The 6,860-nt window shown below is 68.6% G+C and carries 6 protein-coding genes and 1 pseudogene; 6 read left to right on the top strand and 1 reads right to left on the bottom strand.

Annotated elements, in window-relative coordinates:
- Positions 1-1,089, bottom strand: a pseudogene (locus tag AWC16_RS25625) (hypothetical protein); the annotation flags it as partial.
- A gap of 9 nt (positions 1,090-1,098) precedes the next feature.
- Between AWC16_RS25625 and AWC16_RS16895 the strand changes: the two are divergent.
- From AWC16_RS16895 to AWC16_RS16870, 6 genes are all read left to right on the top strand, one after another.
- On the top strand, positions 1,099-1,317 hold the full coding sequence (locus tag AWC16_RS16895) for a hypothetical protein (protein WP_085265912.1): 219 nt from the start codon (positions 1,099-1,101) through the stop codon (positions 1,315-1,317).
- Between the two features lie 123 nt (positions 1,318-1,440).
- A complete protein-coding gene (locus AWC16_RS16890) occupies positions 1,441-2,583 on the top strand; it encodes a helix-turn-helix transcriptional regulator (RefSeq protein ID WP_085265911.1) in 1,143 nt (380 codons plus the stop codon).
- Positions 2,584-2,702: 119 nt separating this feature from the next.
- Entirely contained in the window at positions 2,703-4,550 is a 1,848-nt protein-coding gene (gene dnaK / locus AWC16_RS16885; RefSeq protein ID WP_085265910.1) for a molecular chaperone DnaK, read from the top strand.
- Positions 4,547-5,161, top strand: a complete 615-nt coding sequence (gene grpE / locus AWC16_RS16880; protein WP_085265909.1) for a nucleotide exchange factor GrpE — start codon at positions 4,547-4,549, stop codon at positions 5,159-5,161. Before dnaK ends, grpE begins: the two co-directional genes overlap by 4 nt.
- A gap of 21 nt (positions 5,162-5,182) precedes the next feature.
- The gene (gene dnaJ, locus AWC16_RS16875) at positions 5,183-6,379 is read left to right on the top strand and encodes a molecular chaperone DnaJ (RefSeq protein WP_085265908.1); all 1,197 of its coding nucleotides are present in this window, start codon (positions 5,183-5,185) and stop codon (positions 6,377-6,379) included.
- A complete protein-coding gene (locus tag AWC16_RS16870; protein ID WP_109561468.1) occupies positions 6,376-6,747 on the top strand; it encodes a heat shock protein transcriptional repressor HspR in 372 nt (123 codons plus the stop codon). The genes dnaJ and AWC16_RS16870 overlap by 4 nt, the downstream gene beginning before the upstream one ends.
- Positions 6,748-6,860: the final 113 nt, after the last annotated feature.

The raw sequence follows: 6,860 nt of genomic DNA, 5'->3' as shown, positions 1-6,860 counted from the left end.
GGAGCGTTCTTGGCTGACGGCGGCAACGGCGGGGCCGGCGGTAACGCCGGAAGCAGCGGGGCGGTGATCGGTGGCGGGGCGTTCGGCGAAGGCGGGGCTGGCGGCAACGGCGGTGACGGCGGCCCTGGCAGCCTCGGGCTTGGCGTCGTTGCCGGTGATGGCGGCCATGGCGGTACGGGCGGCTTCGGCTCCACCGGTGGTCACGGCGGCGACGGGGGTGCCGGCGGCATCGGTCTCTCCATTGATTCGGGCGACGGCGGCGCTGGCGGTGATGGTGGCGTCGGCGTGGGGCTCGGTGGCATCGGTGGTGCCGGCGGCGACGGCGGTGACGGTGGCGACGCCGACGCCGGCCCGCCCGGCGCTGGCGGTCGCGGTGGTGACGGCGGCTTCGGAGCCGCCGGTGGCGGCGATGGCGGCAATGGCGGTAGCTCCACCGGTGGCACTGCCGTGGGCGGCACTGGGGGTCGCGGCGGCGGCGCTGGCGATGGTCCGGGCGGCAGCGGCGGCAACGGCGGCGGTAACGGGACTACGAGCGTCGGCGGCGCGGGTGGGTCCGGTGGACTCGGCGTCAACGGAGGCGGCGGCGGAGGCGGCGGAGGCGGCGGCGGTGCCGGTCACTTCAATGCGCCCGGCACCGGCGGCAGGGGCGGCGACGGTGGTGCCGGCGTCGGGCCCGGCAGCACCGGCGGTGCTGGCGGCAGCGGCGGCCCTGGTTTCGGAGGCTATGGCGGCACTGGCGGTGCCGGCGGCATCGGCACTGCCGGAGGTGCTGGAGGTGCCGGTGGCGCTGGTGGCCAGGGCGCTAATAGCTCTGGCATGGGTGGCGCCGGCGGGTCTGGTGGAGCAGGTAACGCCGGTGGTGTCGGCGGTGCGGGCGGTGCCGGCGGCGGCGGATTCAGCAACGGTGTCGGTGGTGACGGTGGCGCGGGCGGCAGCGGCACCGGCATCGGTCATGTCGGCGGGGCCGGCGGCGCGGGTGGTGTCGCCTTTGGTGCAGGGGATATCGGAGCTCCCGGCACCCCCGGCGCCAATAACCCGTGAGCTGGTGGCGGCGACGGCGGTGCCGGCGGCCAAGGGGCCGACGGCCACGGCAGTCCGGTGCTCGCGCAGACAGGCGGTAACGGGGGCACTGGCGGCATCGGCGTCGATGGTGGCGCCGCTGGGAATGGCGGGGCGGGCGGCGGCGGTAACGGCGCGGGCATCATCTCCGGCCCCGGCTACGGCGGCGGGACCGGTGGCAACGGCGGTGACGGCACCGCCGGTGGGCCGGACGGGACACCCGGAATCGACGGCACCCCCGGCGCCAACAACCCGTAAACCGGGTGGGTCTGCACACCGCGGAAGGCGAGCTTCGGAATAGCGTTAGACCGACCAGCTCCGGTGATAGCGTGCTCGGTAGTCCGATCACCGAAATGATGTCGCACACTGCAGAGTACGACGATGCTGACTATCGACGGCTTTTCCCGGGTCGTGCACGCGATCTACGCCACGGCAGTTGGTGATCGCTCCTGGGATCTGACCCTGGATGAGATCGCGACGGCAATGGATGGCCAGGGATGTGCGTTGATCGTCACCGGCGACCACAACGCGATCGTCCACCGATCGGCCGGTTCGGATCCGGGCTGCGTCGTCACCTATAACCAGCACTACTGCCATCTGGATCCGGCCCCGGCCGCGATCGACGAGGTATCCACCGGACACGTCGTCTCGCGTCAGCAGATGTTCGCCGACGACTCCCTGCGCGGCACCGAGTTCTACAACGACTGGGCGGTTCCCAACGGGCACGGGGACTGTACCTATTCGGTGCTAGCCCGGCGTGGTGCCAGCACGTCGTGGCTGTGCGTGACCGCGCAGGCGGGCACGGACCCGTTCAGCACCCCGCAGCGGGTGCGGGTGATGTCGGCCCTCGTCCCGCACCTGCAGCACGTGATCGCGCTGCGTGCGCGACTGTCGGAGATGGATCGCCGCTCGGGAGAGCTCATCGCCGCTCTTGAGGCGGCGTCGGATGGGATGGCGATCGTCGGAGACAACGGCCGGGTCAGTTACCTGAATCCGGCGGCCTGCGCATTGTTGAACAGGGGTGACGGCCTCAATATGACTGCTGCGATGCTGCGCTCGTCGGTGGCGGTGGTCGACAACGCAATCGCACGCGCCGTGCGCGCGGCGCTGGACCGCGACGGTCCGCCGACGGCCGGGCGGGTGGTCGTGCCGCGGCCCGCTGGAGGATCGCCGTATGTGCTTCGGGTTGTTCCGGTGTCGACTGCCGAAACGCCGACGGCGCTGGTTGTCGTCGCCGATCCGGACCGCGCTGGACCGCCCACCGTCGCGGGATTGATCCGTGACTTCGGCCTGACCCGCACCGAAGCCGAGGTGGCGCGCCGAGTGCTGGACGGCGCCGGATTGCGGCCGATCGCCGAGGAGCGGTGCGTGTCGATCACCACCATCCGTACCCACCTGAAACACATCTTCGAGAAGACCGGCACCCACCGTCAGGGTGAACTCATCCGACTCCTACTCGGCGCGCGGGCGGCTTCTTCACCTGCCACCGAAGCGCGGGAACAAATCCGAAATCCCGCCCGTTGACCACTTCGACAAGTTGAGTCACAAGCACTCAAGTCTGGGTTGACAGCAAGGTCGCCGACAGCGCATCCTTGAGCGCAGTCCGCTCAGACTAGGGAATCGTCTATCAGGGAGGAACCACAATGGCTCGTGCGGTCGGAATCGACCTCGGGACCACCAACTCGTGCGTCGCAGTGCTGGAGGGCGGCGACCCCGTCGTCGTAGCCAACTCGGAGGGCTCGCGCACCACCCCGTCGGTCGTCGCATTCGCGCGCAACGGCGAGGTACTGGTGGGTCAGCCCGCCAAGAACCAGGCGGTCACCAACGTCGACCGCACCATCCGCTCGGTCAAGCGCCACATGGGCACCGACTGGAAAGTCGAGATCGACGGCAAGGACTACACCGCGCAGGAGATCAGCGCCCGCGTGCTGATGAAGCTCAAGCGCGACGCGGAGGCCTACCTCGGTGAGGACATCACCGACGCGGTCATCACCGTGCCCGCCTACTTCAACGACGCTCAGCGTCAGTCCACCAAGGAAGCCGGCCAGATCGCCGGACTCAACGTGCTGCGCATCGTCAACGAGCCGACCGCGGCCGCGCTGGCCTACGGCCTGGACAAGGGGCACAAGGAACAGACCATCCTGGTGTTCGACCTCGGTGGCGGCACCTTCGACGTCTCCCTGCTGGAGATCGGCGAGGGCGTGGTCGAGGTCCGGGCCACCTCCGGTGACAACCACCTCGGTGGTGACGACTGGGACGACCGCGTCGTCGACTGGCTGGTCGACAAGTTCAAGGGCACCTCGGGCATCGACCTGACCAAGGACAAGATGGCGATGCAGCGGCTGCGTGAGGCCGCCGAGAAGGCCAAGATCGAGCTGTCGAGCTCGCAGAGCACCTCGATCAACCTGCCCTACATCACCGTCGACGCCGACAAGAATCCGCTGTTCCTCGACGAGCAGCTGACCCGCTCGGAGTTCCAGAAGATCACCCAGGATCTGCTGGACCGCACCCGCAAGCCGTTCCAGTCGGTGATCAAGGACGCCGGTATCTCGGTGTCGGAGATCGACCACGTGGTGCTGGTGGGTGGTTCCACCCGGATGCCCGCGGTGACCGAACTGGTCAAGGAACTGACCGGCGGCAAGGAGCCCAACAAGGGCGTCAACCCCGACGAGGTTGTCGCCGTGGGTGCCGCGCTGCAGGCCGGTGTGCTCAAGGGCGAGGTGAAAGACGTTCTGCTGCTTGACGTCACCCCGCTGTCGCTTGGTATCGAAACCAAGGGCGGCGTGATGACCAAGCTGATCGAGCGCAACACCACCATCCCGACCAAGCGCAGCGAGACCTTCACCACCGCCGACGACAACCAGCCGTCGGTGCAGATCCAGGTCTTCCAGGGCGAGCGTGAGATCGCTTCGCACAACAAGCTGCTCGGCTCCTTCGAGCTGACCGGTATCCCGCCGGCCCCGCGCGGTGTCCCGCAGATCGAGGTCACCTTCGACATCGACGCCAACGGCATCGTGCACGTCACCGCCAAGGACAAGGGCACCGGCAAGGAGAACACGATCAAGATCCAGGAAGGCTCCGGCCTGTCCCAGGAGGAGATCGACCGGATGATCAAGGACGCCGAGGCGCACGCCGAGGAGGATCGCAAGCGTCGGGAGGAAGCCGACGTTCGCAACCAGGCCGAGTCGCTGGTCTACCAGACGGAGAAGTTCGTCAAGGAACAGCGCGAGGCCGAGGGCGGCTCGAAGGTTCCCGAGGACACCCTGGGCAAGGTCGACGCCGCGATCGGTGACGCGAAGAAGGCGTTGGAGGGCACCGACATCGGTGCCATCAAGTCGGCGATGGAGAAGCTGGGCGTCGAGTCGCAGGCGCTCGGCCAGGCGATCTACGAGGCCACCCAGGCCGAGCAGGCCGCCTCTGACGCCGGCCCGGCCGGAAGCGACGACGACGTCGTGGACGCTGAGGTGGTCGACGACGGAGACACCAAGTGAGCGAAGAGAACTCGCGCGAACCGTCTCCGGAAACGATCACTGTCACAGACAAGCGGCGTATCGACCCGGAAACCGGTGAGGTGCGTGAGGGTTCCTCCGGCCCGGCCCCCAGTGGGCCGGCGCCGGAGGAACCCGCCGCCGGCGGTGCAGAAGTCGACCAGGTCGCTGAGCTGACCGCAGACCTGCAGCGGGTGCAGGCGGACTTCGCCAACTACCGCAAGCGGGCGCTGCGTGACCAGCAGGGCGTCGCAGACCGGGCCAAGGCCGCCGTGGTCACCGAACTGCTCGGTGTCCTCGACGACCTGGATCGCGCCCGCAGCCACGGTGATCTGGAATCCGGACCGATGAAAGCGTTGGCGGACAAGCTGACCGGCGTGCTCAGCGGGATGGGATTGGAGCCGTTCGGCGCCGAGGGCGACGAGTTCGACCCGCTGCTGCACGAGGCCGTCCAGCATGAGGGCGACGGGACGCACTCGGTGATCGGGACCGTTATGCGTCAGGGATACAAGCTTGGCGAGCAGGTGCTGCGCCACGCGATGGTCGGCGTGGTCGACACCATCCCGGATACCGACGGCGAAGCCGAAGCCGCTGAAGCGGGCGACGAGAATTGACAGGTGAGGAGGTGACGCGTCATGGCTCAGCGTGAATGGGTCGAAAAGGACTTCTATAAGGAGTTGGGCGTCGCCTCCGACGCCAGCGACAAAGAGATCAAGAGCGCCTACCGCAAGTTGGCCTCCGAACTGCACCCGGACAAGAACCCCAACAACCCGACTGCTGCCGAGCGCTTCAAGGCGGTGTCCGAGGCCTACAGCGTGTTGTCTGACGAGGCCAAGCGCAAGGAGTACGACGAGACTCGCCGGTTGTTCGCCGGCGGCGGATTCGGCCGGCGCTTCAACGGCGGTGGCGGATTCGGCGGCGGCAACTTCGATCGGTTCTCCACCGGCGGCGACGGCAACGAGTTCAACCTCAACGACCTGTTCGGCGCGGCCGGGCAGACCGGTGGGGCCAACATCGGTGATCTCTTCGGCGGGCTGTTCGGACGCGGCGCGCAGCAACGGCCCAGCCGGCCGCGGCGCGGCAACGACCTGGAGACCGACTCGGAGCTGAGTTTCCTGGAGGCCACCAAGGGCGTGGAGATGCCGCTGCGGCTCACCAGTGCCGCACCGTGCACCAACTGCCACGGCAGCGGAGCCCGGCCCGGCACCAGCCCACGAGTGTGTGCGTCCTGCAACGGATCCGGGGTGATCAGCAGCAATCAGGGCGCCTTCGGGTTCTCCGAGCCGTGCACCGACTGCCGCGGCAGCGGGTCGATCATCGAGAACCCCTGCACCGAGTGCAAGGGGACCGGCCGGGCTGCACGCACCCGCACGATCAACGTGCGGATTCCACCGGGAGTCGAAGACGGCCAACGGATTCGGCTGGCCGGTCAGGGCGAGGCCGGGCTGCGCGGTGCGCCGTCGGGTGACCTGTACGTGACGGTGCGGGTGCGCCCCGACAAGGTGTTCGGCCGTGACGGCGACGACCTGACGGTCACCATTCCGGTGAGCTTCTCCGAACTGGCTTTGGGCACCACCCTTTCGGTGCCGACGCTGGACGGCAAGGTCGGCGTGCGGGTGCCCAAGGGCACCGCCGACGGCCGGATTCTGCGGGTGCGCGGGCGCGGTGTGCCCAAGCGCAGCGGCGGCCACGGCGACCTGCTGGTCACCGTGAAGGTCGCGGTCCCGCCGAATCTGGAAGGCCCGGCGCAAGAGGCGCTGGAGGCGTATGCGGCAGCCGAGCGGTCCAGCGGGTTCGACCCGCGGGCCGGATGGGCGGGCAACCGATCATGAGTCGCGCCGAGAACTCCCGGACGTTCCTGATCTCGGTGGCCGCCGAGCTGGCCGGGATGCACGCGCAGACGTTGCGGACCTACGACCGGCTCGGTCTGGTCAGCCCGCAGCGCAGTTCCGGTGGCGGCCGCCGCTATTCGGAGCACGACGTCGACCTGCTGCGCGAGGTGCAGCGGCTCTCGCACGACGAGGGCGTCAACTTGGCCGGCATCAAGCGGATCATCGAGCTGACCAATCAGGTCGAAGCGCTGCAGTCGCGAGTCAAGGAGATGGCGGCGGAGCTGGAGGGGTTGCGCGCCAACCAGCGTCGTGAGATCGCGGTGATGCCCAAGAGCACCGCCGTGGTGGTCTGGCAGCCGCGCAAGTGATTTCGCTTCGTTGACTCTGCGCCCACGGCGGCCCCTACTCGCCTCAGACTCAAGTGATCGCTGCAACACCTGACCAGGAAGGGGTCGGTGCTGCATGGGTCACGAGACGGGGT

It is taken from the genome of Mycolicibacter longobardus (assembly GCF_002102265.1).
Classification (GTDB): Bacteria; Actinomycetota; Actinomycetes; order Mycobacteriales; family Mycobacteriaceae; genus Mycobacterium; species Mycobacterium longobardum.
This window is presented reverse-complemented; position numbering and strand designations above follow the sequence as displayed.